The sequence below is a fragment of the Candidatus Streptomyces philanthi genome, assembly GCF_059553635.1.
On record NZ_JCANQV010000023.1, the window covers coordinates 1 to 22,743 of the forward strand.

At 71.7% G+C, this 22,743-nt stretch carries 19 protein-coding genes; 12 read left to right on the forward strand and 7 right to left on the reverse strand.

All coding sequences use genetic code 11. From position 1 onward, the window contains the following. The 3 genes from AC51EU_RS05245 to eccE form a co-directional block, all read right to left on the reverse strand. A partial coding sequence (locus tag AC51EU_RS05245) for an SCO5717 family growth-regulating ATPase (RefSeq protein WP_496265457.1) occupies positions 1-189 on the reverse strand: 189 nt, incomplete at its 3' end. A gap of 272 nt (positions 190-461) precedes the next feature. Further along, the gene (locus AC51EU_RS05250) at positions 462-1,310 is read right to left on the reverse strand and encodes a hypothetical protein (protein WP_496265458.1); all 849 of its coding nucleotides are present in this window, start codon (positions 1,308-1,310) and stop codon (positions 462-464) included. Beyond that, positions 1,310-2,524 (reverse strand): type VII secretion protein EccE, encoded by a 1,215-nt coding sequence (gene eccE, locus AC51EU_RS05255; RefSeq protein WP_496265459.1) that lies wholly within the window; start codon positions 2,522-2,524, stop codon positions 1,310-1,312. The genes AC51EU_RS05250 and eccE overlap by 1 nt, the downstream gene beginning before the upstream one ends. A 339-nt stretch (positions 2,525-2,863) precedes the next feature. Between eccE and AC51EU_RS05260 the strand changes: the two genes are divergently transcribed. The 8 genes from AC51EU_RS05260 to AC51EU_RS05295 all read left to right on the forward strand — a co-directional run bounded on the left by AC51EU_RS05260 (position 2,864) and on the right by AC51EU_RS05295 (position 11,008). Beyond that, a complete protein-coding gene (locus tag AC51EU_RS05260) occupies positions 2,864-4,504 on the forward strand; it encodes a type VII secretion protein EccB (RefSeq protein ID WP_496265460.1) in 1,641 nt (546 codons plus the stop codon). 381 nt (positions 4,505-4,885) lie between these two features. After that, the gene (locus tag AC51EU_RS05265; protein WP_496265461.1) at positions 4,886-5,206 is read left to right on the forward strand and encodes a WXG100 family type VII secretion target; all 321 of its coding nucleotides are present in this window, start codon (positions 4,886-4,888) and stop codon (positions 5,204-5,206) included. Between the two features lie 126 nt (positions 5,207-5,332). Then, positions 5,333-5,629 carry a WXG100 family type VII secretion target gene (locus tag AC51EU_RS05270; protein WP_496265462.1) on the forward strand — a complete coding sequence of 99 codons (297 nt, stop codon included), beginning with the start codon at positions 5,333-5,335 and terminating at the stop codon, positions 5,627-5,629. A 243-nt stretch (positions 5,630-5,872) separates the two neighbouring features. After that, positions 5,873-7,138 carry a type VII secretion-associated serine protease mycosin gene (gene mycP, locus AC51EU_RS05275; protein WP_496265463.1) on the forward strand — a complete coding sequence of 422 codons (1,266 nt, stop codon included), beginning with the start codon at positions 5,873-5,875 and terminating at the stop codon, positions 7,136-7,138. Further along, the gene (locus tag AC51EU_RS05280; protein WP_496265464.1) at positions 7,131-7,460 is read left to right on the forward strand and encodes a hypothetical protein; all 330 of its coding nucleotides are present in this window, start codon (positions 7,131-7,133) and stop codon (positions 7,458-7,460) included. Before mycP (AC51EU_RS05275) ends, AC51EU_RS05280 begins: the two co-directional genes overlap by 8 nt. A 71-nt stretch (positions 7,461-7,531) precedes the next feature. After that, entirely contained in the window at positions 7,532-9,067 is a 1,536-nt protein-coding gene (locus AC51EU_RS05285) for a hypothetical protein (protein WP_496265465.1), read from the forward strand. Positions 9,068-9,156: 89 nt separating this feature from the next. Further along, positions 9,157-10,497: a type VII secretion-associated serine protease mycosin gene (gene mycP, locus AC51EU_RS05290; protein ID WP_496265466.1), complete on the forward strand. Its 1,341-nt coding sequence runs from the start codon at positions 9,157-9,159 to the stop codon at positions 10,495-10,497. 208 nt (positions 10,498-10,705) lie between these two features. After that, positions 10,706-11,008 carry a hypothetical protein gene (locus AC51EU_RS05295; RefSeq protein WP_496265467.1) on the forward strand — a complete coding sequence of 101 codons (303 nt, stop codon included), beginning with the start codon at positions 10,706-10,708 and terminating at the stop codon, positions 11,006-11,008. A gap of 58 nt (positions 11,009-11,066) precedes the next feature. On the opposite strand, the gene AC51EU_RS05300 is transcribed toward AC51EU_RS05295, so the two are convergent. The 3 genes from AC51EU_RS05300 to AC51EU_RS05310 all read right to left on the reverse strand — a co-directional run bounded on the left by AC51EU_RS05300 (position 11,067) and on the right by AC51EU_RS05310 (position 15,160). Continuing rightward, on the reverse strand, positions 11,067-12,371 hold the full coding sequence (locus AC51EU_RS05300) for an SUKH-4 family immunity protein (protein WP_496265468.1): 1,305 nt from the start codon (positions 12,369-12,371) through the stop codon (positions 11,067-11,069). Further along, complete coding sequence (locus AC51EU_RS05305; protein WP_496265469.1) at positions 12,368-14,371, reverse strand: thioesterase domain-containing protein; 2,004 nt, start codon at positions 14,369-14,371, stop codon at positions 12,368-12,370. The genes AC51EU_RS05300 and AC51EU_RS05305 overlap by 4 nt, the downstream gene beginning before the upstream one ends. Positions 14,372-14,752: 381 nt before the next feature. Further along, positions 14,753-15,160 (reverse strand): hypothetical protein, encoded by a 408-nt coding sequence (locus tag AC51EU_RS05310; protein WP_496265470.1) that lies wholly within the window; start codon positions 15,158-15,160, stop codon positions 14,753-14,755. 221 nt (positions 15,161-15,381) lie between these two features. Here AC51EU_RS05310 and AC51EU_RS05315 point away from each other — a divergent pair, with 221 nt between their 5' ends. Both AC51EU_RS05315 and AC51EU_RS05320 read left to right on the forward strand, forming a co-directional pair. Next, positions 15,382-15,693, forward strand: coding sequence for a hypothetical protein (locus tag AC51EU_RS05315; RefSeq protein WP_496265471.1), 312 nt, complete (start codon positions 15,382-15,384; stop codon positions 15,691-15,693). Next, the gene (locus AC51EU_RS05320) at positions 15,690-16,403 is read left to right on the forward strand and encodes a WXG100 family type VII secretion target (protein WP_496265472.1); all 714 of its coding nucleotides are present in this window, start codon (positions 15,690-15,692) and stop codon (positions 16,401-16,403) included. The genes AC51EU_RS05315 and AC51EU_RS05320 overlap by 4 nt, the downstream gene beginning before the upstream one ends. Positions 16,404-16,473: 70 nt before the next feature. Here the strand turns inward: AC51EU_RS05320 and eccCa are convergent, their stop codons facing one another. Further along, positions 16,474-20,427: a type VII secretion protein EccCa gene (gene eccCa / locus AC51EU_RS05325; RefSeq protein WP_496265473.1), complete on the reverse strand. Its 3,954-nt coding sequence runs from the start codon at positions 20,425-20,427 to the stop codon at positions 16,474-16,476. 312 nt (positions 20,428-20,739) lie between these two features. Here eccCa and eccD point away from each other — a divergent pair, with 312 nt between their 5' ends. Together eccD and rpsO are read left to right on the forward strand one after the other, a co-directional pair. Beyond that, positions 20,740-22,206 (forward strand): type VII secretion integral membrane protein EccD, encoded by a 1,467-nt coding sequence (gene eccD / locus AC51EU_RS05330; RefSeq protein ID WP_496265474.1) that lies wholly within the window; start codon positions 20,740-20,742, stop codon positions 22,204-22,206. A gap of 149 nt (positions 22,207-22,355) precedes the next feature. Further along, positions 22,356-22,643: a 30S ribosomal protein S15 gene (rpsO, locus tag AC51EU_RS05335; RefSeq protein ID WP_030414166.1), complete on the forward strand. Its 288-nt coding sequence runs from the start codon at positions 22,356-22,358 to the stop codon at positions 22,641-22,643. The last annotated feature ends 100 nt before the right edge of the window (positions 22,644-22,743 follow it).

Genomic DNA, 22,743 nt, shown 5'->3' on the forward strand with positions numbered 1-22,743 from the left:
CTGCCCCGGCGCGGCGGCGGACGACGCGGGAGAATCCCCGGAAGGAGGCTTCGCGCCCCCGCCGGTGTCATTGCTCGCGTACCAGGCCGGAGCGGCGAAATCGATCTTGAATTCGCCGGTCATATCGAATTCGGACTGGTCGTCGTCAGGTTCGTTCCCGTCCCGACGGAAAGCCTCCTGCTCGTTCACTGTGCCTCCTGGCCTACTGCAACGCACCTGAACGGCAGGACCGGATACAGGCGGATCGATCGGATGGAGCGGAAGTCGGAAGACATCACCCGGGATTGCGCCAACATTAACGGTCTCCGTCCCCGTTCCGGCTGCCGTGGCGAGGTGCTTCCGCGGCTCCTCATACAGCCTAATCAAGAGTCGGCCCCGAACGGCAGTCGACGTCGTGTCGTCTTCCGGGCCCGTCCGGCACACCGGCGGACGCGCTCACGGGCGCGCCCGCCGGCGCCGCCTCAGTCCATCCGGCGGGGGCCGCCCAGCAGGTTCGTCTCCGCCTCCGTGGGCTGCGTCATGACGAACTGATGGTTCTCCCGGGTGCACCACAGCATCGCGTTGTCGCTCAGCGTCGGCAGCACCGCGCCGACCTGCTCCGGCAGCCGCATGACCCGGGTGACGGCCTCCGCCTCCTCGGGCGACAGCCGCTGAAGGCCCACCAGATCGGCCCGGGCGAGCAGCCGCGGCGACTTCGGGCCGAGGAACGGCAGCACCGTCAGTACCGACTGCCAGGGTCCGGGCGCGAGCTGATTGCGCGGCGGACGCGCGCCGATGTCCCGTACGACCAGCACCGGGCTGGAGACCGACGGGCCCTGCGGCGCGATCTGGCGCACCTCGTGGACCGACACGCACTGCTGACCGCCGCCCGCGGCCTGCGCCATCCGCGCCCAGGCCGGCGGGCGCGCGGTCTCCACCGCGACCCGCGCGCCGGTCGCGACCGTGCGCAGCGCCAGCACCTGCGCCATCCACAGACCGCCGACCAGCACGATCTCCAGCGGCGCGGGGCGCACCACGCTCAGGACGGCGGGCTGGTTCTGCGGGTCGACGCCGATGACCACACCGTCGTCGCCGACCGGAAGCGTCAGCGACGACAGCGCCCCCGGGGGCAGCAGATGCGGGCTGCGGCGCGGCCCGCGCAGCCCGAAGCCGGGCCGCGGCCTCGGGACCGAGGCCCCCGGCTGGAGTTCGTCGGGACGCGGCTGGTGCGAGGGCCTGCGGCCGCCCGCGGGGACCTGCCCGCCGACGACGGGGGCGCTGCGCCGGACCTCGCCGGCGGGGGCCTGGGACCGGGAGGCGGGAGCGGCCATCAGCGGGTACCTCCGAGGGGGAGCGTGGCGAGGATGCCGGGGAGCTGCTCGCGGTCGAGCCGTACCAGGCCGACCTTCGCCGCGCCGGAGCGGCGCTCCAGCTCGGCGTGGGCCGCGGAGAGTTCGTTCTCGCTGCGGGTCGACAGCCGGACGTAGCCGGAGATCGCGGGGGCGCGGCCGCCGCCGTGCGAGGCGGTCAGCGCGAAGGTGCTCGCCATCGCCGCGGTGCTCGTCAGCAGCTGGGTGACGGCCGCCAACGGGGCGCCGCCCTCGCCGAGTTGGGGCCAGCGGCCGATCCAGTACGTCGAGTGCCAGCGGTCGTCGCAGCGCCAGGCGCGGATGGTCTCCTGGGTGCGGCGGCCCGATCCGCCGCGGCCCATCGCCCCGTTGGCGGCGCGCGGGCTGACGCACACCGCGGTGGCGATCGCCGCCACCACCTCACGTTCGTCCAGCACCCGGGCGCGCACCCCGTGCGCGGTGAGCCGGCTGACGAGCTGGTCGGCGGCGCGCAGCAGCGACCGCTTGGCGCCGTCCATCCCGCCGCCACGGGCCTCGACGGCCTCGGCGCACAGCTCGGGGTCGAGCTTGAGGGCGATCCAGGTCAGCTGGACGGCCGGGGTCTGCGACTGCGCCTGGAGCGGCGCGTACGAGCGGGCGGCGACGGCCTGTTCGGGCAGGTGCGGGGCGGGCGCGGGCTGGGTGTACTGCACGTACTGCACGGATTCGAGGTGGATGTCCTCCACGTCCAGCGCGGTGTGCAGGGTGTCGAGCGGCAGCATGCGGCTGCCGCTGTGCGGGCGCAGCGGCTCGTCCCGGGCCTCGATCTGGACGAGCGCGGTCAGGAACGTCCCGTCGCCGACGAACCCGACGGCGCGCTGCTCGGCGTCGGTGTACTCGTAGGTGCGCAGCGCCGGGTCGCACTCGACGACCGGGGCGAACGCCGGATCGACGCCCTGGGTGGCGGAGGGGTCGGCGGACTTCCCGCGGCGCTTCATCGCCCGTACCGCGGTGATCCATTCCGGCAGGGGGATGCGCCGCCGCCTGCCCACCGCGAGGAGGACGAGGACGACGGCCGCCACGGCGGCGGCGATCAGTGCGACGGGATGGACCGCCCAGCCCACCAGGACGAGGGCCGCGGCGACCTCGATGATGGCCAGCTGCTGGACGCGGATTCCGCCGATGTTCCCGGCCTGGGGGCGCAGTCGCGGTACCACGGGCCCGGACTGACGTTCCGTCGAACTGCTGAGCCCATTTCCTTCATTACCCGGAACTGTGCCGTTTTGACCAATTCCCGCATTCTGTGGAGCACCGGACGACTGTTGCTGTTGATGCCGTCCGTTGCGGCGTCGAGCCCTGGTGGCGCTGGACATCCCCCGGCCTGCTCCTCTACTGATTGTGCCTCTGGGTGTATCAACCGCCGCTGAGACTGGTGCGTGGGAAGGTGGCCCCCGTACCGTACGGGGCGATCGACACACGGCATAGTAGAGGGCGCTGCGGCGTGTGCGCCGGGGGCGGTCGACGGTTGATCGGACACGCGGGGAGAGAAAGCGACAATGGCATCACGTCGGGACGAGCTGAATGCGTATTCGTTCGCGCGGAAGCGTACGAATGCGGCTTTCTTGAAGCCGCTGCCGAACGGCTCGATCGAGAGTGCTCCCAGGCCCCTCAAGGCCGTGTTGCCGAGCATTCTGACGGGCGTGGTGATACTCGTCGGATTCGGTGCCTGCGGGATCATCAAGCCGGTCGCTCCCAAGGGTTGGGACGATCCCGCGAAGAACGTCATCGTGGGTGACAAGTCCACGACGCGCTATGTCGTCCTGGAGAGCAAGAAGGACGGCAAGAAGGAGAAACTCCTCCACCCCGTCCTGAATCTTGCCTCGGCGCGCCTCCTTCTCGACCCGGACAAGTTCAACGTCGTCAACGTCAAGGAAGAAGAACTCGACGGAAAGATCCCGCACGGCCCGGCCGTCGGAATTCCGTACGCGCCCGACAGGCTGCCCACCGCCAAGGACGCCGGCGCGGCGAAGGTGTGGGCGGTGTGCGACCGCCCCGGCAGCGGCAGGAACACCAAGGCCCAGCAGGTCGTGTTCGTCCTCGGCGGCAAGGACAAGCAGCTCGTCGAGGGCAAGGGCAAGCTGGACCTGCACGAGGCCCTCTACGTCCGCGACCAGAAGGGCGAGCGGTGGCTGGTCGACCAGAACGGCATCGCCTTCCGGTTCGACTCCGCCTTCCAGGGGATGCGCCCCAAGCAGGGCAAGGCCGCCACCGACGAGATCCTGCGCCGGGTCGTCTTCGGTGAGACCGAGCCGCAGGACGTCACCGACCAGTGGATGAGCACCCTCATCCAGAGCCCCGTCCCGATCTTCATGCCGACGGTCCCCGGCGCGGGCGGCAAGAGCCACGCCAAGGGCGTGCCGGAGAAGTACAACACCATCGGCCAGGTCCTGGAGGTCCGCGGCAGCGGGCAGAAGTACGTCGTGCTCGCCGAGGGCGTCCAGCAGGTGTCCGACTTCGTGGCCAAGCTGCTGCTGGAGGGCCAGAACGCCCGGGACCTGCACCAGGACGGCGACAAGCTGGAGCCTGTCGGGGTCTCCACCGCGGCCATCGACCCGATGAAGGACGCCGACGGGCGGCCGGTCCAGTTCCTCGGCACCGTCCCGACCACCGACTACCCCATGCCCTGGCCGACCGAGGCCGTGCGGATGGCCAACGACTTCGGCAGGGAGGCGGGGGCCGGCGGCCTGGCCGGCCGTACGGCGAGCGGTGTGACGTGCAGCGTCTACCGCGGCACCAGTACCCAGTACGCGGGCGAGGCGGGCAAGGCCCTGGGCTACCCCAACGGCGTCCCGGACATGCAGACCTGGGTCGGCAAGGACTACCCCGCCAAGGTCGCCGACGGCGCCAGCTCCTACGTCACCCCGGGCAGCGGCCTGCTCTACCAGCAGGTCAGCACGCCCGCCCAGAAGACCGGCTCGCTGTTCCTGGTGACCGACACCGGCCTGCGCTACTCCGTCCCGGTCAACAACGACAGCGCCCACAAGGCGGGCAACGCCGAGAAGGAGACGAACCAGACGGCCGTCCGCCTCGGCTACAAGGGCGTGCACGCCCCGACGATCCTCAAGGCGTGGTCCGAGCTCCTGTCGGAGGGGCCGGCGCTGGATGTCGACAGCGCCAAGAAGACGCAGACCTCCTGACCCGGAGCGGGGGCGGGCCGGAAATGCGCGGCCCGCCCGCACGGTCCCCGGCGGCTTTTGCGGCCGTTAGCGATCTCCCGCACGGCAGTGATCCGCACGGTACGGCGAAAGAAGTCGTTCCGTCGCACAGGGGTACCGCGGCAACATTCTTGAGCGGAAACTCTCTGAACCGATAGAATCGCATGTGTCCGATTCGGCCCAACAACATTTCCGCAACGTTCAGTTGACGATGTGGTGATCCCGTCGCAATGCCCGATCCCCTCTGTTGGGGGCCGGGGTGCGGAGTGGTTAAAGTGGCCGAAGGCGTCAACAGGAGATGCCAACCGCGTCACGCTCCGGCGTACGCGGCACGACGTACGAGTCTCATGGGGGACGTTGACCATGGCTGGTCAGTTCACAACCACCGAAGAGGAGATGGTCGCGTTCAGCGGCAAGATCTCCACGGTCAACCAGTCGATCCAGGGGGAGATCCGACGCCTGAACACGGTCGTCGAGAGCATCACCTCCGGCTGGAAGGGCGCCGCGGCCACCTCGTACCACCAGCTGCAGACGCAGGTGAACGACGACGCGAACCGCATCAACCAGCTCCTCGCCGAGATCAAGGAAGCGATCGACGCGACCACGAAGAACTACGTGGCGTCCGAAGAGGAGCAGGCCCAGTCGATGTCGCAGGTCTCCGCGCAGGCGTCCCCGTTCGGATGAGGGGTCCGCGCCGCCGCCCGGCGGCGCCCGGCACCCACCGCCGCGGTACGGCGGACGGGCAGGTCCCGCCGCCCCACCGCGGTCCGTGAATCGATCAGGACCCCATCAACTCCCTGAGGAGACACCATGTCCAACGGACAGATCCTCGTCAATTTCGCGACGATCACCCAGGCGTCCAGCGACGTGCGCCAGACGGCCAACAACATCCGCACCCAGCTCGACGACCTGGAGGCGGGCGTCAAGCGGATCGCCGCCAGCTGGGAAGGCGCGGCGCAGGAGGGCTACCAGGCCCGCCAGCGCGAGTGGGACCAGCGGGCCGCCTCGCTCCAGCAGACCCTGGAGGCCATCGCCAAGGCGCTGGACACCGCCGCGCAGAACTACCAGAGCACCGAGCACAAGAACGCCGGTATCTGGGGCGCCTGACCCCGCGTCGGCACCACGTTACGGACGGCACCGGCTGAGCGGCCCGAACGGCCCGCACAGCGGCCGATGAGGGCGGGCGCACCCACAGTGCGCTCGCCCTTCTGCCGTCCGCCACCCCCTCACGGCGTCCCCGCCGCACCACGGACCTCCGCCCCCGCGTTCCCCCACACCGGACGTCCGACGCTCCACCCTCCCCGCACCTCGCTTCCGCCCATTCCGCCACACAGGGAGAGCAGACCACCCGTGGGATCCCGCGTCATTGGCCACCGAACGGGGCGCCGCCGCGCGGCGGGCGCACTGACGACGGCGGTGTGCGCCGCCGCCCTGTCCTGCGCCGCCGCCACCCCGGCCGCAGCGGACGAGAACGTGCCGCTCAACGACGGGCAGTGCAGGTTCAACACCGAGGACATCAAGGAAACCCCCTGGTCCCTGCAACGCCTGCTGACCAAGCAGATGTGGGCGTACGGCGAGGGCGAGGGCATCCGCGTCGCCGTGATCGACACCGGCATCGACGCGGGCAACGCCCAGATCCGCCCCGCGATCGGCGCCGGCGGCAAGACGTACGTCAAGGACGGCAACCCCACCGACGACCGGGTGGGCCACGGCACCAAGGTCGCCGGCATCATCGCCGCGCAGCCCCGGGCCACCTCCGGCTTCCACGGCATCGCGCCCGGCGCCAAGGTCATCCCGTTCCAGCAGACGGACCAGGAGAAACCGGGCACCGCGGACAGTCTCGCCAAGGCCATCAACGACGCCGTCGCCGCCGACGTCGACATCATCAACATCTCCCAGGGCACCAACGCGGACCCCTCGCTGCTGCCCTCCCTGAAGCTGGCCGTCAAGAAGGCCGAGGACAAGGGCATCCTGATCGTCGCCTCGGCGGGCAACTCCGGCGCCAGCGGCGAGGAGCAGAACACCTACCCCGCCGCGTTCACCGGCGAGTTCACCAACGTCCTCGCCGTCGCCGCCTCCGACCGCAACAACGAGCGCGCGCCGTTCTCCCAGGCCGGCGCCTTCGTCTCGCTCGCCGCCCCCGGCGTCGACATGGTCTCCACGGTCCCCAAGGGCGGCAACTGCGTCGACCAGGGCACCAGCTTCGCCGCGCCGTACGCCGCCGGGGCCGCGGCCCTCCTCAAGGCGCACCACAAGACCTGGACGCCGCAGCAGCTCATCTGGCACCTCGAACAGACCGCGGAACGGGTGCGCCGCGGCCCGGACCACAACATCGGCTGGGGTGTCGTCGACCCGGTGGCCGCCCTCAAGGACGACACCGTGCCCACCGCCGCGCCCAAGCCGGACAAGCCGGTCACCTCCGCCGATGGCAGCAGCATCCAGCCCGCTTCCCTCACCCTCGGCGAAAGCACCGAAGAACGGCGCACACGGTTCGCCCTCTACATTGTGGGAGGCGGGGTCCTGGCGGTCGCGATGGTCGTCGGCACCTCGGTCGCCGTCCGCGACTGGCGCCGCAAGAACGGTTTCCACACACACGGGGAGTCAATTCATGGGTGAGCAATACCGCGTTGATCTGAGTGCTCTTGAGGACACCATCAGGAAGCTCAACGGCATCCTGAAGGACCTCGGCAACGCCAACTCGGACGCCCGCTACAAGACCTCGCTCTCACGCAACGCACTGGGCGCCGACGCCCCCGGCGCCACGTTCACCGAGGCACGGAAGCTGACTGAGGCGCACGAGAAGATGAAGGTGCACATCGAGGAAGTCGTGAAGCACCTCCACAGCGTCGTGGACGAGTTCGGCACCAAGACGCGTAAGGTGCACGGGAATTATCAGAACCAGGAAGTCGAGACCTCGACGAACATGTCCGGCGCGTGATCGTGCGGCAGTACGGCGACGGTGCGGCGGCTGTGGAATCAGTGCGGAAGAACAAAAGGGGGAATTGAATCGTGAGCAGTGGCGACGGCGGGTACGAGTACATCCCGGCGACAATGTGCTATAGAGCCGAGCACGAGACCAACTTCGCCAGTATGGACATGGACACCATGAAGGCGATGGTCAAGGCGGCCAACCCCGGTGAGGTCCACAATGTCTCGCGGGGCTGGAAGGACGTGCACGACCAGCTCGTCGGCGGCCGGGGCGGAGGCATCAAGGGTGCCTTCGACGCAGCCATCGAAGAGGTTCTCCAGCACTGGCACGGGAGCGCTGCCGACAAGTTCAAAGCCCAGGCCCAGAAGATCAGCAAGAAGATCGCGGACGGGGCTCTGTACGCCGATTACACCTCGACCGCGATGAGCAATGCCGCCAAGGTGCTGGAGCAGCTCAAGCCCGAGATCGAGTCGATGGAAAAGCCCAGCACCATGAACAAGGCGGTGAACTGGCTCCAGGACGGCGGATCACGCGACGACTCCGGCCTCAAGCGCGACCTCGGCAATCCGCACATGACGACCCAGCAGGCGCTCGACAACAACAGTGACAGCCTGTCCGCCGGCAAGGAACAGCAGCTGCGCATGGCCGTCAAGATGGAGCAGCTGGGCGCGGCCTATGTGTCGCAGGCCAAGTCGATGGGGACGTGGCGGAGGAACGTCGGTACTTCCGAGGACTATCCCGGTCCTCCGGCAGGTGACCCGCCTGCGCCCATCGCCATGCCCATGCCGGTCGGTTCTTCGGGGACCCACAAGGTGGGCCCGCCGTCGCTCGCAGGAATGGGCAAGGGGCCGGGCCTTTCCGCCGGAGGAATCAAATCTCCCAACACGCCGACCACCCCGGGCATCAGCGGAGGAATCGGCTCCGCCCGGCCCGTGCCCGGAACGCCGGCGCCGCACATCGGCACCGGACTTGACGGCTTCCATTCCACTCCCGGAACGGGGGGCGCGGCCGGTGCCGGCACCAGCCTCAGCGGAGGCCTGGGTATCGGCGGCGGTGCCGGCGGCTCGCTGAACACCGGTCCCGCAGGGGGCATCGGCCCTGGCGGCGGCATCGGAGGCGGTGGACTGTCCGGTCCCGGCGGCGCTATCCCGCCGGCCGGCGGGATCGGTGCCGGAGGACGCAAGGTGGGTGCTGGACCGGGCATCGGCGGGGGAACGGGTTCCGGAGCGGGCGCGGGGGCCGGCGCACGTGGCGGCCGGCCCGGCATGCCTGGAATGGGAGGCGCCGCGGGGGCGGCCAAGGGCGCGGGAGCAAAAGGCACCGCGGGAGTCAAGAGCGGTGCGCTGGCTCGCCAGAAGGGCGGCGTCATCGGTGCCGGCAGCGGCAAGGCCAGTGGCGCCGCGCAGGGCGGCTCGGGTCTGCACCGCAGCCGAGGTGGCGCCCAGGCCGGTGCCGGTGCCGGTGGCCGGCGCCCCACCGGCATGCCGGGCGCACACGGTGCGCACGCCGCCAAGAGCAAGGACAAGCGGCAGAACGGTGAGCGCCCGGACTACCTCGTCGAGGACGAGGAGACCTGGGCGACGGAGCGTAACGTTGCTCCGAAGGTCATCGAGTAGGAACCTGTCGTCCGCGATTCGGTTGTGAGGGAACGGGGTCCGCTGCTCTCTGGGCTGTGGACCCCGTCCGTTCGGAGAGGTGTAACAGCATGAGCTTCACGCGGACGCTGCGTGCAGTCGGCGGCGCGGTCGTGGCGGGAGCGCTGCTCTTCGGCGCCGCGCCGGTCGCTTCGGCCGATCAGATTCGGGACGCCCAGTGGCCTCTCCAATCCTTCAAGGCCGAGGAGATCTGGAAAGTCTCCACCGGCAAGGGAGTCACGGTCGCCGTCATCGATGACGGGGTCAACTCCCGGCATCAGGACCTGCAGGGAAATGTTCTTCCGGGCAAGGACTTCATCGACGGGGGAGACCAGGCCGAGCCGAAGGACGGGGACACCCACGGCACCCAGATGGCCTCGATCATCGCCGCTCATGGGCACGGCTCCGGGGCGGCAGCGGGAGTCAAGGGACTGGCTCCGGATGCCAAGATCCTCCCGATCCGTGACAAGGGCCTGCGTGGCGACGGCTTCAGCAGGTCCATCCGTTATGCCGTGGACAAGGGCGCCTCGGTCATCAACATCTCTCAGACGGGGTCGTCCGGAGACGGAGAACTCGACGCGATCTCTTATGCCGTGAAGCATGATGTATTGATCGTGGCGGGAGCAGGAAACGACGGCAACGGCGGCGAGAACGCGATTCAGTACCCGGCCCGGTATCCGGGCGTAGTCGCCGTCGGCGCCGTCAGGAACACGGGCGAAATCTGGTCCGGTTCCAACTACGGGCGGCAGGTTCTGCTCAGCGCTCCCGGTGTCGACATCGTCTCCGCCGGCAGCAGCGGCAGCTCCCTCTACCAAAAAGGCACCGGCACCTCCGACGCCACCGCCTACGTCTCCGCCGCCGCCGCCCTTCTGCGCGAGAAGTTCCCCGACCTCACCGCCGGGCAGATCGTCAACCGGCTGACCAAGTCGGCCGGTCTTCCCGATTCCGCCAAGGGGACGCCGCTTCCCGACGAGAAGTACGGTTACGGATTCATCCAGCCGCTCGCGGCGCTCACCAGGGACATTCCGGCGGGGCCCAGGAACGGGCCGTTGACGATGCCGGAGACGCAGCCCTCGCCGTCCGCGGGCGGTGCGGGCTCCGAGGGGGCGGACGGTAAGGGCGGCTCCTCGCAGGCCGTGGAGAAGCCCGGTATGAGCCCGCTGTTCATCGCGCTGGTGGCGGGCGCCGGCCTCTTCGTCGTGGCCGTCATCGTGGCCATCGTGGTGGCGGTGCGGCGCAAGGGGCGGCGCAACGGCCCGCCGCCCGGAGGCGGCCTCGGCGCTCCCGTGGGTTACGGGGGCGGCGGCCCGGCCGGTCCCGGGTACGGCGCACCGCCGCCCAACCCGTACCAGCAGCCCGGCGGCCCCGGCGGCTATCCGCCTCCCCCTACGGCTCAGCCGCCGCGGCAGTAGCCCGCGGGCGGGCCGGGCCGTCGTGAGATGACGGCCCGGTCCTCAAGGGAAACTGGGGTCCACAACCCGTCCGGTGTGGACCCCAGTGCTGTGACGAAGACAGGTGGCCAGTGCCACGCCCGGCGCTTCAAGAGCCCGAGCCCCCGACGGTGAAGTTCAGGACGCTTTCCGGGACGGTGGCGATCACGGTCCCGTAGCATCTCGGTTCATGGATGCAGCAGGCGGTGAGCAGTCCCTCCAGGACGAGGTGCCGGAGGGAATGACGCCTCGGCAGGCGCGGCGGGTGCGCATCGTGCTGGCGTCGGTCGTGATGGCCGTGATGGCGTCGTTGCTCGTGGTGCGGCTGGCGAGCCGGACGTCCGTGCTGGTGGTCGGGGTGTACGGGGCCGCGCTGGTGCTGTGCGGGATCGTGATCGAGCTGAGCCGGCACGGCCGTACCCGGCTCGGCACCTGGCTGCTGGGGATCGGGCTCGCGGCGGCGCTGGCGGCCGACTGGCTGCTGCTGCCCTGACGCGTCGCCGGGCCGCCGGAGGGCGGGGCGGCCCGGACCCGGACGCCCCGCCCGTCCCTCAGAACAGCCCGTGCCACATCTGCTCGACGATCAGGGACCACCAGTTGTTCTCGTCGTCCAGGGCCCAGGAGTCGAGGGCCGCCAGACGCTCCTGGAAGGCGGCCACCGCGGCGCCCGCCGCCTCGGGGGACATCCCGCGCATCTCGCGGCGGGTGGTGGTGAGGAGCAGCAGACAACGAAGGTGAGCGGCGAGCGTACGGTTGACGAAGCGGCCGCCGCCCGAGGACGGCTGGACGGCCCAGACGGTGCCGACCAGCCCCTGGTTGTCCGCCGGAGCCGCGCACTGGACCGTGATCACGTACAGGCCGTCACTGCCGATCCGTACATGACCCGCGAGGGTGTCCAGCGCCCCGTCGCCCGCCTCGGTGCCGATCGCGCGCAGATGCGTGGCGGCGTCGGTGAACAGGCCGCCGGCCGGGGGCGCGTCCTGACGGTCCGCCATGAAGAAGTACGGGACCTGTACGGGCAGTCCGGCCGTGGTGAGCGTCGCAGCGGCGGCCTCGGGCAGCGCGGTCGCCGCGACGGCCCCGGCGTCCGGCCGGAGCACCCCCTCCGGGCCGAAGACCTCGGCCAGCTGCTGCCCGAGGTCCGAGTCGGACAGCGGTCCGGCGGCCGTGACCTGCCGCGGTACCGGCGCCCGGTGCGGCACCGGCGGCGCCTGGCGGCCCGCCGCCCGGTACATCGCCTCCACATGCCGTTGCAGTCCGGCCACGCCCTCGGCGCGCTCCTCCGGCCGCATGCCGTAGCCCTCGGTGCAGGAGAACGACGCGCGGGGGAAGGCGCGGAAGACGAAGTCGCCGGTGTAGCCGCCGGGCAGCAGCGCGGGCCGCAGATCGGTGTGGACGGCCCGGACGTCCTCGCCGCGTACCCCCGACTCGCGCAGGGCGTCGGCGAGTTGGTACTCGACGGGCGGGAGACCGGGGGCGGAGACCCGGACCAGATTGGTCTCCTCGCCGGTGGCGGGGTCGTCGTAGGTGGCCACGGCGGTGTTGCCGGGGCCGGTGACCGGCTGCCCGCCGTCCGCGCCGTGCTCGCGCCGGTACATCCGTACGACCTCGTCGACGGGGACCGACGGCCACACCGACAGCTCCCCGGACGCGCGGTCGACGACGGCGCAGGCCGCGCCGATCTCGGCCGGCGGCCGCCGCTGGGCTCCGGCGCCGGCCTCCGGGGGCGGCGGGACCGCCCACACCACCCAGCCGAGGTCGAACTCCTCCATGGCCACCTCGCGCGGCGGGCCCTGGTGCCCCTCGGGGTTGAGCCAGCGGTCGGCGGTGGCACGGGCCTGCGCCTGGGTGATCACGAGTGGTCTCCTTCGGGGCCGGGGACGGTGGCGACATGGGCCGGTACGGCGGGGGCGGGCGCGGTGATCTGCCGGGCGGTCACACCGCGCGCGGTGACGGTGACGAGCACGCCGTCGGGGGAGAGGTCGGCGCCGGTGAGCCGGGTGTCGGAGACCAGGGCGGCGACGACCTGCCCGCTCTCCCGGGACCACACCCGCAGATAGTCGGCGCCCCGGCTCAGCGCGAACGGCGCCGCCTCGCGCACCGCGTCCGAGGGCATCCGTACCGCCGACGGATCGGCGTCGAGGTACGAGGGCTGCCGCAGATGGTGCAGCAGGACGGCCCCGGAACCGGGCAGCGGCCGGGAACCCGGCGTGCCCTCCGGGACGAGGACCGACACGACGGGTGTCCCGGAGGCACCGTCCGGCGCGGGCACCGATCCCACGGTGACGGCGCCCGCCCCGGAGAGCGGCACGCTCCACAGGGTGCGCCACGGCAGTTCCAGCCCCAGACCGTGCAGCGCCTCGGCGTACGGCGGCAGGCCGTCCTCGACGAACGCGGTCTCCAGCAGGGCCGCCCGCATGCCGGCCGCCGCCCGGGTACGGGTGAGCAGGGGAGCGGTCCGCAGATACGTACGGGCCGGTGCGCCCAGACTCCCGGCGGGAACGGCCTCGACGGCGGCACGCAGCGGCACCGGATCGGCGTGGACGAACAGGCCCGGGTCGGTGAGGAGCTGGGGCAGCAGCCCCGCGTCGAGGGTGTGCGCGGCGAGCCGGTCGCGGACGTACGGGTCGGCCCGGGACCAGTCCTGGTCGGGCACCGCCTCCAGCAGCGCCATCGCGATCCGCGTCTGGGCGCCCCTCGCGTCGGGCAGGGAGGCGCGGATCTCCTCGGCCAGCCCGGGGTGCAGCAGCCGCAGCAGCGAGGGGCCGTCCTCGTCCGGCCCGTCGTCCGGGTCCGTCCGCTCCACCGGCTGGACGAAGGGAGCCGCCAGCAGCATCCCGTCGGCGAGGGTCCGGCTCATGTCCCGTCCGGCGACGGCGTTCGCCAGCCGGCCCCAGAACGCGACGGGCAATCCCTCGCCCTCCGCGAAGGCCAGCGGCGCGAGCATCAGCCGCAGTTCCCGGGGATCGGCGCCCAGTCTGCGGGCGTGCAGATCGAGTGCCTCGCCGACGCTGCCCGGCAGCGCGGCCGGGTCCGACGGGTCGAAGCCGTCGGGGCACATCAGCAGCGACTGCACCGCGAGCTGGAGCGTCAGCCGGTTCCCCGCCGCCCGCGCGGCCAGCGCCCCGGCGAGCGCGTGACGGCTTCGGGGATCGGTGGTGAACGGCAGCTCCGGTGCGCCGAGCGCCGGGTCGAGGGCGGTCTCCGCGTGCAGGACAAGACCCTCGGGGTCCGCCCACTCGGGCGCGTCGAGATCGATGACCTGGGCCTGGCCGTCCGGCAGCGACGCCACGAGGCCGGCGGCCAGCTCGCGCGGGACATCGGCCAGCAGCCGGACGGTACCGGTGGCGGCCAGCGGGACGAGGACATCGCGTACGAGGCGGGCGGGTTCGCCGGCCGCGCGCACCGGGCCCGCGGTGTCGACGTCCGGCACCACGACCACCGGGGGCTCCTCGAAGGCGGCCAGTTCGGTGAAGACGTCCTCGGCGCGGGTGGCCCGCAGGCCGAAGTGGTCGGCGAGGGTCCACAGCAGCTGCGCGGCGGTCAGGCCCGCGGGGGAGGGCACGGCGGGCGGCGGGAGGTCCGGGGGGACGGTCGCCGGGTCCAGCGCGTCCAGCGGCAGCCGCCGGCGGTACTCCGGGTCGCACAGCATCAGGAAGCCGGTCACCAGCCGCGAGCGCCCGCTGCCCGGGGACCCGGTGAGCGCGACCACCCGCGGCGCGCCGGGCCAGCTCATCCGCCAGGCCGCGAGCGCCCGGAGCACGGCGCCGCGGCCGCCCACGTACGGATGCGGCGCATGAGCGCGTGCGCCGGCGCCTTTCCCGCCCGAGGCGTCCATGACTTCCTCGTCCCCCATGAAAATCCGCCCTCACCCTCATGCATTCCTGCGTCCGTCGCGCCGATCCTAAGGTCCGTCGCACGCCTGACCGCTCCGCGGGGGCGGCTGTTCCGGAACCGGGACACGGGCCGCCGGCACCAACGGGCGGCGCGCCGTACGAACGGGACGGGGGAAAGGCCGGAGACCCGCCGGACCGGCGCGGTGCGCGGAATCCCCGAAAGGAGAAAGAACTCCCGGAGTTCCCCGGAGAATCCGGGAAGTTCCGCCATTCCGGAAGCGGAGGAAAAGGGGATGCGACGTGAGAAAAGCGGACCGATAACGGCGCGGTACTTCCGCGGTTCCCGTTCCTGTGCTCCGGCGGACGGATACGGAAGGGGCCGATCCGTCCCTTCCGCGCGCTCAGCGGCGGTGGCCGGCGCCGCCCCGTCCGTGGCGGGGTCCGGTGACGAGGGCGCCGCTGGGGCCGTCGCGCTCGGCGCGCTCGCGGTCCTCCTGCTCCTCCTGCTGCTTCTGCCAGGCGGCGAACTGCTCGCGCGACGCCTCCCGCTCGGCCGCCGTCTGGTTCTCCGCGGCCCGCCGGATCTCGTTGACCCGGTCGCCGAGGGCGTCCATGTACGCCGACGTCCGCAGGGCGTCCTTCATCCCGATCCGCCCGGACAGCACCTCCCGGGCCATTTCCTGGACGGGCCCGCCCACATGGGGATTCTCCGCAAGGACCTTGAGCGCCTTGCGCAGCCGGTGCGCCTGCTCCTGGTCCTGGGCGACGTCCATCAGGTCCTCGTCCTGGATCTGCCGCTCGCTGCTCATCTCTTCCCCCTCAAGGTGGTGGCACGGCAACCGCGCGCGCCGCGCGGGCGTCAAGAATCTCATGACGGATGCGCACCGTACGGCGCGGCGGTCGCCGGTATTGCCGGGCAATGACCGTACGTATTCCGGATACCGTTTCGCGACGGAGTACGGGCCCCTGCGGGGATGCCGCATCTGTGAGATGTTCTGCGGGTCGCTGTCATTCCATTCGGGGAGAAATGATGTCCGATGACGTCCGGGTCGGTACCGGGGAACTGCACAAGCTCGGTGCGGCTTTCGAGAAACACGCGGACGAACTGGGACGGCGGCTGACCGCGTTCGACCGGACCTCCGGCGCCGGGGCGCTGCGCGACGGATTCGGCGACGCACGGACGGCACGCCCGTACGCGGACACCTACGAGGAGGCCGAGCGGGTCCTGGCCCACCTGCGCACCCGCCTCGCCGCGGTCGGCGCGGGCATCAGGGAGACCGCGCGGTCGGCGGAGACGGGCGACGAGGAACTCGCCGAGACGATCCGGGGAGCGGCCCGGTGACGGAACGGCGCGATCCGGAGGCCCTGCGGCGGGCGGCGGCCGGCTGGCGGGAGATGGGCGGCCACCTCGACGGGATGGTCCGCGCACTCGACCGGCAGGTGGGCAGGACGGCGGCCGCCGACTGGCACGGGCCGGCGGGCGAGGCGTTCGCCGCCGACTGGCACCGCCTCAGACGGTCCGTGGACGAGGCCCTGCCGGTCTTCGAACTGGCCGCCGCTGACCTGGAGACCGCGGCCGCCGCACCCCCCGGCGACACCGGCCACGACACCCCTCCGGCGGACGACGCGTCCGGCGCCGGCCGGGACATGGCGTACGGCCTGATGGCGCTGGGCCAGCTCGCCCACGCACTCGGCGGCGCCTTCGCCCAACGCGGCGGCAAGGGCGGCGGCACGGGCCGGCGGCCGCCCCTGACCGGCGAATGGGCCGCCTCGGAAGTACGGCGCGGCACGGACCCGTTCGCACCGGACGCCGGACGGAACCCCGGGACACCCGGCGGATCGGGGATCGCCAAGGGCGCCCGCGCCCCGGCCGCCGACGCGGCCGCCGTCCGCCCGGGGCCGCCGGTGGAGGCGGGGACCGGTACGCCTCCGCCCCCCGACGACCACGCACCCCTCGCGAAGCCCGGCACCGGCGAGAAGAAGGAGGAGGCCGGGGAGGCCCCGCCGTCCCGTCCCGGCCCCGACGTGGGACGGCACGGCGCCTTCGGCTGAGCCGCGCGGCACCAACGACGGTGGGGCGCCCCCCAAGGGACGCCCCACCTCTACGCTCCGCCGTCGCGGGTCACCCGCCGCTCGGCGGCAGCCAGCCCGTCTGGACGAGCTGGGCGCCGCGCTTGCGCGTGATGAAGTGCGCGCGGCCGGGCGTCAGTTCCTGGGCCTTGATGTTGCCCATCAGCGGGCCCTCCGCCGGGTCGCCGGAGAGGATCAGGCCCTGCGCGCCGAGTTCCTTGGTCCGCTGCATCACGGGCTCGAACGACGAGCGGCCGGCGCCCGACGAGGTCCGGGCGATGATCAGCCGCAGACCGAGGTCGCGGGCGAACGGCAGGTACTCCAGCAGCGGCTGGAGCGGGTTGCCGCTGCTGGTGGCCACCAGGTCGTAGTCGTCCACGATGACGAACGCGTCCGGCAGGTCGTACCAGCTGCGGTTGCGCAGCTGCTCCGGCGTGACGTCCGGGCCCGGCATACGGCGGCCCAGCGAACCCGCCAGCCCCGAGATGACCTCCTGGAGCTGCGGCCCGGCGGCGCAGTACTTGTAGACATGGCTGTCGGGCAGCTCGCCGAGCAGCGCGCGGCGGTAGTCGGAGACCACCATCAGCGCCTTGTCGGTCGGGTACCGCTCGGCGATCTGCTTGGCCAGCAGGCGCAGCAGCGACGACTTGCCGGACTCGCTGCCGCCGTAGATCACCAGCAGCGGGTCGGTCTCGAAGTCGATGAACGCCGGGGACAGCGTGGTCTCGTCGACACCGATCGCGATGCCGTGCTCCGGACGGTCGCCGCCGCCCGGCAGCTCCGTCGCGTACAGCATCGTGGGGAGCATCCGCACCTTCGGGGCGGGCTCGCCCTGCCAGTGCTCCCGGACCGTCTGCACCAGGTTCGCCATGCCGTCGGCCAGCGTCTCCGGGTCGCTGACGCCGTCGAGGCGGGGCAGCGCCGCCAGGAAGTCCAGCTTCTCCGGCGACAGACCGCGGCCGGGGCGGCCCATCGGGACGTTCTCCGCGCGCTTGCGGTCGAACTCCGACTCCATCGGGTCGCCCAGCCGCAGCTCGACGCGGTTGAGGAGCTGGTCGCGCAGGGCGGGACGGACCTCGGTGTAGCGCGAGCCGGCGATGATCAGGTGGACGCCGAAGCCGAGACCGCGTCCGGCGATGTCCAGGATCACCGGGTCCAGCTGCTCGTAGTCGGTCTTGAACGTCCCCCAGCCGTCGATGACGAGGAAGACGTCGCCCCACTTCTGGTCGGGGAAGGCGCCCGCGGCACGCCGCTGGCGGTAGGTGCCGATGGAGTCGATGCTGTGGGCGCGGAAGAACTCCTCCCGCTCGTTGAGGATGCCGGTGACCTCGGCGACCGTACGGCGCACCTTCTCGGCGTCCAGACGGGAGGCGACGCCACCGACGTGCGGCAGGTCCTCCAGGGCGAGCATGCCGCCGCCACCGAAGTCCAGGCAGTAGAACTGCACCTCGGCCGGGGTGTGGGTGAGCGCGAACGAGGTGATCGCGGACCGGATGAGGGTGGACTTGCCGGACTGCGGGCCACCGACGACCAGGCCGTGGCCCGCGCCGGCGGAGAAGTCCAGGTACATCACGTCGCGCCGCTGCTCGAACGGCTTGTCCACCAGCGCGACCGGCACCACGAGCTTGCCGAGCGCCGTGTACTCCGGCGCGTGCACCCCGCGCTCGGGCGTCACCGCGAGCGCCGGCAGCAGCTGGTTGACCGTCGGCGGCTCGTCCAGCGGCGGCAGCCACACCTGGTGCGCCGGCGGGCCCTGGCCCTGCATCCGCTGCACGATGACGTCGAGGACGGTGTCGGCCAGCGCGTCGTCCTGCTGGGGGACGGCCGGCTCCTCCGGGAGGATCTCCTCGACGAGCTGCTCCACCGGAGCGGCGGTGAACGGCACCGGCCTGCGGTTCGTCCGGCGGCCCCCGCCGCCCCCGCCGGCACCGGGGCCGCGGTAGGGGCCGGAGACGTACGCGGCCTTGAACTGGACCATCGTCTCGGTGTCGTACTTGAGGATGCCGGAGCCGGGAAGGTTCGGCAGGTGGTAGGCGTCCGGCACGCCGATCGCGGTGCGCGACTCGGCGGCGGAGAACGTCCGCAGACCCAGCCGGTAGGACAGGAACGTGTCCAGGCCGCGCAGCTTGCCCTCCTCCAGACGCTGCGAGGCGAGCAGCATGTGCACACCCATCGAACGGCCGATGCGGCCGATCTGGATGAACATGTCGATGAAGTCCGGCTTGGCGGTCAGCAGCTCGGAGAACTCGTCGAGCACCATCACCAGCGAGGGCAGCGGGTCCAGCGGGGCGCCCGCGGCGCGTGCCTTCTCGTAGTCGGTGATGTTGGCGTAGTTGCCGGCGGAGCGCAGCAGCTCCTGGCGGCGCTGGAGTTCACCGGTGATCGAGTCGCGCATGCGGTCGATGAGGCTGACGTCGTCGGCGAGGTTGGTGATGACGGCCGCGACGTGCGGCATGTCCGCCATCCCCGTGAAGGTGGCGCCGCCCTTGAAGTCCGCGAGGATGAAGTTCAAGGTCTCCGAGGAGTGCGTCACCGCGAGCGCCAGCACCAGCGTGCGCAGCACCTCGGACTTGCCGGAACCGGTCGCGCCGACGCACAGGCCGTGCGGGCCCATGCCCTCCTGCGACGCCTCCTTGATGTCGAGCATGACGGGCTGGCCGTCCTTGTCGACACCGATCGGCACCCGCAGCCGCTCGTGCAGGGTGCGCGGACGCCAGGTGCGCGAGACGTCGACGGAACCGGCGTCACCGATGTTCATCAGGTCGGTGAAGTCCAGGTTCGACAGCAGCGGCTCCTCGCCGTCCGCGCCCGCCCCGGCCCGCAGCGGCGCGAGCTGACGCGCCAGCGCCTCGGCCTCGGCGACCGACAGGGTGTCGCAGGTCCCCTCGTAGACCGCGCCGCCCGCCGACTCCAGCACCAGCCTGTCCGGCCACACCTGGACGGCCAGACCGCCGCGGAGCTCGTCGAGGTCACCCGGCACGATCTCGACGATCGTGACGCCCTGGAGCCCCTCGGCGCCGGCGATCACCGAGTCCACCGGCACCTCGCCGGCGTCCAGCACGATCACCACGTGCGGGGTGTCGCTCACCGGCGGGCCCTGCGGGTTGAACCGCCCGCGGCTGTCCAGCTCGTCCGCCAGCAGCTCCTCGATCTCCCCGAGGTCGCCGACGACCAGACGGCGGGTACCCGCGCCGTCGGTGGTCTTGTCCTGGACGTGCGGCAGCCACTTCGTCCACTCCCACTCCGCCTGCGCGCCCGGCGAGGCGACGACCGCCACCACCAGGTCCTCGGGGGAGTGCAGGGTGCACAGCTGGGCGAGCATCGCCCGGGAGGCGCCGTAGACGGTGTCCGGGTCACCGGAGACCGTCAGGTGGTAGAACGCGCGCAACGAGACCGCGAGCGGCAGGTCCTCCAGATGACCGTGCTTGTCGAGGAACTCCTTCATCGCGTGCGCGGTCAGCGGCTCCAGCTCGTCGACCGGCGCGGTCTCCGGGGCGCGCAGCGGCGTCGCCAGCTGCTGCGGCCCCAGCCCCAGGCGCACCTGTGCGAAGTCGGGGTCGCCCGACCGGCGTTCCCACACCCGCTTGCCCTCGGCGACCACCGACCACAGCTGAGCCGGGTCGGGGTGGGTGAACAGCTGCGCGTCGCGCTGCTTGCGGGCGGTGCGCCGTACCTCCTTCCGCTTCTGGGCGAGGTATTTGAGGTAGTCCTGGCGCTCCTGCACCATCTGCCCGGAAGGCCCCTGCCGGGTCTTGACGATCTGTACGATCGCCATGGCCAGTGTCGACACCACCATCACGCCGCCCATGATCTTCATGAACGGCTGACCGCCCATGAAGAGGAAGGCCGCCGAGGACGCCATGCCCATCATGGGCATCAGCGTCATGAAGAGGTTGTCCTGCTCGCCCTCCCGGGGGAGTTCGGGAGGTGCCTCCAGGACCAGTTCCTGGTCGGGCACTTCGGGTGGTAGCGCGCGGGGCGGGCGCTTGACGATGACAACGCTCACCGAGGCATCAGTCCTTCGTGCATCTCGCAGACTCGGACCGCCCCCGTTGGTATCGACGGTCCCCCGAGCCAAGTCCATGGCCCATCGCAGGCGTTGATCCTACTGTTACGGGTCAAGCCGCGGCCTGGGTGGGGAGGGGCCCCGGGCGGGCGGTACGCTGACGCACCGCGAGCGTGCCGCGGGGCCGCCGGAGCGGCCGCGGAGGGCCGGAGCGGCGGCCTCGTCACAGCGGCCCCACGAAGACGGAGCGGCCTCACGGATATATAGGGGCACGCACGCGACACACACCCAACGGATAGGGGGAACCGCCAGGTGAGCACGAGCACAGGCACCGGATTCTGCCGGGTCACGGTCGCCGCGCCCGACGCCCGGATCGATGTGGCACTGCCCGAGGACGTCGCACTCGTCGACATCTACCCGGAGATCCTGCGGCTCTCCGGCCAGTCCCAGGCCGAGGGCGCCCCCACCGGCTACCACCTCGTACGCCGCGACGGCACCGTGCTCGACGCCGGGCAGTCCCTCGCCCAGCAGCGGATCCTCGACGGTGACCTGCTCCTGCTCAAGCCGTTCGCCGAGTCACTGCCCCTGCCGGTCTTCGACGACGTGTCCGACGCCGTCGCCTCCGCGGTCAAGCGCGACCGCAACCGCTGGAGCGACGACCTGATGAGCGTCCTCGGCCTCACCTCCGGCGTGCTGCTGCTCGTCATGATGGCCTTCGCCCTGTGGTTCTCGAACCCCGCCGACCGCGACATGCACCGCCTGCCCGGCATCATCGCCGGTGTCACCGGCATCGTCCTGGTCGCCCTGGCCGGCGTCCGCGCCCGCGTCTACGACGACCACAACTCCTCCATCGCGCTCGGCCTGGCCTCGCTGCCCCATCTGCTGCTCGCCGGGTCCGGCATCTTCCCCGCCGAGGCCGGCATGGGCCCCGGACGGCTGCACCTCCTCGTCGGCTGTGTGACCGTCCTGGTCGCCTCCGCGCTGCTGGTGGTCCTGCTGCCCCGCGGTGACGCGCCCTTCGTCGCGGCCGCCTTCCTCGCCGCCATCGGCACCCTCGCCGTCTTCGCCGCGATCCTCACCGACGCCGAGCCCCGCGAGGTCGCCGCCGTCACCGCCGTCGCCGGCATCGCCCTCGTCGCCTGGCTGCCCGGACTCTCCGCCCGCTTCGCCCGGCTGCCCATCGGCTACCGCTCGCCCGACCAGATCGCCAAGGGCTCCTACGACGGCGAGCGCCCCGGCGAGACCGAGTCCGTCGACTTCGTCAAGATCGGCAACCAGGCGCGCCGCGGCCACGAGCTGCTGCTCGGCCTCGTCGCCGGGTGCTCCGCCCTCGTCGTCGGCTCCGCCGGCATCGTCCTCGGCTTCTCCGACAGCGGCTGGGCCCAGCTGCTGGCCCTCGCCTCCGGCATCACGATCATGCTGCGCGCCCGTCTGTTCGACTACACCGCGCAGATCGCCTGCCTCACCGTCGCCGGCATCCTCACCGTCGTGCTGCTGGTACTGGGCATCACTCTGCACCCGCCCGTCGACATCCTCGTCGAGCTGGCCCGCTTCGACGATTCCGGGCCGCTCAACGTGCGCACCGTCTGGTTCTCCGGCAGCATCGCGGCCGGCGCCGCCCTGCTGGTCGGCGTGGGCCTGATCGTCCCGCGCAAGGGCGTCACCCCCTTCTGGGGCCGGGTCTTCGACATCTTCGACGGCCTCGTCCTGCTGTCCCTGGTGCCGCTGTGCCTGGCGGTGCTCGACGTCTACGCGACGGTGCGCGGCCTCACCGGCTGACACCCCCGTCCCCGCGGCCCACCGACCACCCGGTCGGTGGGCCGCCGTGCGGCTGGTACGCTGGTCGGCGGCCCACCGAGTCATCGAAGATCCCCTGTGAAGCTGATCCAGGGGCGCTGGGGGGCCGACGAACCCCGAAGGAGTACCGCGTGTCGCTGGACGCCGCAACGAAGAAGCAGATCATGGCCGAGTTCGCCACCAAGGAGGGCGACACCGGTTCCCCCGAGGTCCAGGTCGCGCTGCTCTCCCGCCGCATCTCGGACCTGACCGAGCACCTCAAGACCCACAAGCACGACCACCACTCCCGCCGTGGTCTGCTGCTGCTGGTCGGCCAGCGCCGCCGCCTGCTGCAGTACCTGGCGAAGAAGGACATCACGCGCTTCCGCGCGCTGGTCGAGCGCCTGGGCATCCGCCGCGGCGCGGCGGGCGCCAAGTAGCACGCCGTAAAGGGAGCGGTTCCCGCCGGGGGCCGCTCCCTTTGCCGTACGCACCGGACCGCTGTGTCACCGCGCGATGGCCGGAAGCTTTGTAGTCTGG

What these genes read in the sequence shown, in the direction of transcription:
- AC51EU_RS05250 (WP_496265458.1), bottom strand. Translation starts at nt 1,310, where the DNA reads ATGGCCGCTCCCGCCTCCCGGTCCCAGGCCCCCGCCGGCGAGGTCCGG.
- AC51EU_RS05260 (WP_496265460.1), top strand. Translation starts at nt 2,864, where the DNA reads ATGGCATCACGTCGGGACGAGCTGAATGCGTATTCGTTCGCGCGGAAG.
- AC51EU_RS05265 (WP_496265461.1), top strand. Translation starts at nt 4,886, where the DNA reads ATGGCTGGTCAGTTCACAACCACCGAAGAGGAGATGGTCGCGTTCAGC.
- AC51EU_RS05270 (WP_496265462.1), top strand. Translation starts at nt 5,333, where the DNA reads ATGTCCAACGGACAGATCCTCGTCAATTTCGCGACGATCACCCAGGCG.
- AC51EU_RS05280 (WP_496265464.1), top strand. Translation starts at nt 7,131, where the DNA reads ATGGGTGAGCAATACCGCGTTGATCTGAGTGCTCTTGAGGACACCATC.
- mycP (WP_496265466.1), top strand. Translation starts at nt 9,157, where the DNA reads ATGAGCTTCACGCGGACGCTGCGTGCAGTCGGCGGCGCGGTCGTGGCG.
- AC51EU_RS05295 (WP_496265467.1), top strand. Translation starts at nt 10,706, where the DNA reads ATGGATGCAGCAGGCGGTGAGCAGTCCCTCCAGGACGAGGTGCCGGAG.
- AC51EU_RS05305 (WP_496265469.1), bottom strand. Translation starts at nt 14,371, where the DNA reads ATGGGGGACGAGGAAGTCATGGACGCCTCGGGCGGGAAAGGCGCCGGC.
- AC51EU_RS05310 (WP_496265470.1), bottom strand. Translation starts at nt 15,160, where the DNA reads ATGAGCAGCGAGCGGCAGATCCAGGACGAGGACCTGATGGACGTCGCC.
- AC51EU_RS05315 (WP_496265471.1), top strand. Translation starts at nt 15,382, where the DNA reads ATGTCCGATGACGTCCGGGTCGGTACCGGGGAACTGCACAAGCTCGGT.